Source organism: Xenorhabdus sp. KJ12.1, assembly GCF_963876495.1.
GTDB lineage: Bacteria > Pseudomonadota > Gammaproteobacteria > Enterobacterales > Enterobacteriaceae > Xenorhabdus > Xenorhabdus stockiae.
This window is the reverse complement of sequence record NZ_CAWNQH010000139.1, coordinates 1-1,921: the sequence shown is the minus strand read 5'-3', so window position 1 is coordinate 1,921 and position 1,921 is coordinate 1. Positions and strand designations below refer to the sequence as shown.

The window sequence follows — 1,921 nt, the reverse complement described above, 5'->3', positions numbered from 1 at the left end:
TGGCAGTTTTGCGGATACAGGAGAAAAAAAACACCGCAGGGACTGATAGCCCTGAGCATATCGGAACTGCGTAACCTGCTGTCAAAACTGATGAAAAAGACCAGAGAAACCGTCGAACAGATTTTATTTTGGTCAAACTGGCGACGACGACATCAGTACCACGCACAACAATGTCATTATCGGCGCCGGGATACCCCTCTTATTCCACAGCCATTACGGCTGTAGTACTAAATACTGGAGACTGAAATACCGCATTGCAGGAAAAGAAAAGTTACTCGCCATGGGCACTTTTCCGCTTATCACTCTGGCAGAGGCCAGAAGAAAGCGTGATGAAGCCAAGAAGCTGATAGCCGAAGGTATTGATCCCAACCAAGATAAAAAACAGAAAAAACTGGCGGCTCAGGGAGAAATCAGTAACACCTTTGAAAGCATTGCGCGTGAATGGTACGAGGGAAGAAAAGACAGATGGTCTGTTGGTTATCGTGAAGATATGATGGACGCATTCGAAAAAGACGTTTTTCCTTATATTGGTCATCGCCCGATTGCTGAAATAAAACCCCTCGAATTATTAGACCTCCTTTCTATTATGGAAAAGAGAGGCGTCACCGATAAATTAAAGAAAGTCCGCCAACGCTGTGGTGAAGTTTGGACATATGCAATTATTACGGGCAGAGCCGAATATAATCCAGCGCCCGATTTAGCGAGTGCTTTTATCCCTCATCAACGCGAACACTACGCTCACCTTTCAGTGGATGAATTACCTGAATTTCTGCGCTCTATTGATAAATATATGGGAAGTCAGATAGTCAGAACGGCTTTGCGAATGCTGATATTAACGGGTGTTCGTCCGGGAGAACTCCGCAAAGCTGAATGGTCAGAAATTGATTTAGATAAAGCTGTTTGGACAATCCCAGCCGAAAAAATGAAAATGCGCCGCACTCATGTAGTGCCACTATCAGAGCAAGTTATCGATTTATTGAAGCAGATTCAGCCCATCAGCGGCAGTTATCAGTATGTTTTCCCAAGCCGGACAGATTACAGAAAGCATCTTTCTGATATGGCAATCAATACGATGATCCGCCGTATGGGATATTCAGGACGAGCAACAGGCCACGGCTTCCGACACACTATGAGTACCATCCTGCATGATCAAGACTTCAACACTGCATGGGTTGAAAAACAGCTGGCTCATGTCGATAAAAACAGTATTCGAGGCACTTACAACCACGCTCAATATCTGGATGGTCGCAGGGAAATGCTGCAATGGTATGCGGATTATATGGAGATGCTGGAACGAGGCGAAAATGTCCTGATCGGGAAATTTGGCAAAAGGGCATAAAGATAGAAATTTTTTAAGAAAAGTAACATAAAAAGCAACGCCTCAGTGTGCTGGTACACATCTGAGGCGTCTGACCAAACCGTTAAATGAGGTAACGATGATGGCTGATACACAGTCTAACCAAACTCACCCTAAATTTACATCTTCAGATAAAACATACGAACAAAAACCGCTCGAATTTATTCAAACCGTGAAAAAATCCGCCATGCATCACTGGGAAAATCTGCTGTCTGCCTGTGGTATTGATATTCCGGCAAAGGGTAAACATGGCGCTTGTCCTATCTGCGGTGGTACTGACCGTTTCCACTTTATTGACGATCACCATCACGGCAATTGGCATTGCCGCCAGTGTGACGCTCCGAACTATGGTGATGGACTGGATTTAGTAGCAAAAACCAACCGGATCTCGATATTTGAGGCTGCAAAAGTTGTTGCGGATGCGCTGGCATTGCCTTTGCCAGAACCCAAACCAGCCAACACGCCGGTCATGCTCCCAATAGTTAGATCTGTTATGAAAGATAGTATTCACGCTCAATGAACGTACCTACCACTTTGTCATGCATCTCTTCGGATTTGGAATAA

At 44.8% G+C, this 1,921-nt stretch carries 1 protein-coding gene and 2 pseudogenes; all 3 read left to right on the top strand.

The window, feature by feature from the left end; genetic code table 11:
• Nucleotides 1-225, top strand: a pseudogene (locus AACS92_RS21705) (hypothetical protein); the annotation flags it as partial.
• The gene (locus tag AACS92_RS21700; RefSeq protein WP_241538044.1) at nt 176-1,339 is read left to right on the top strand and encodes a tyrosine-type recombinase/integrase; all 1,164 of its coding nucleotides are present in this window, start codon (nt 176-178) and stop codon (nt 1,337-1,339) included. The pseudogene AACS92_RS21705 and the gene AACS92_RS21700, both read left to right, overlap by 50 nt.
• A 205-nt stretch (nt 1,340-1,544) precedes the next feature.
• Nucleotides 1,545-1,814, top strand: a pseudogene (locus AACS92_RS21695) (primase-helicase zinc-binding domain-containing protein); the annotation flags it as partial.
• Between the last annotated feature and the right edge of the window lie 107 nt (nt 1,815-1,921).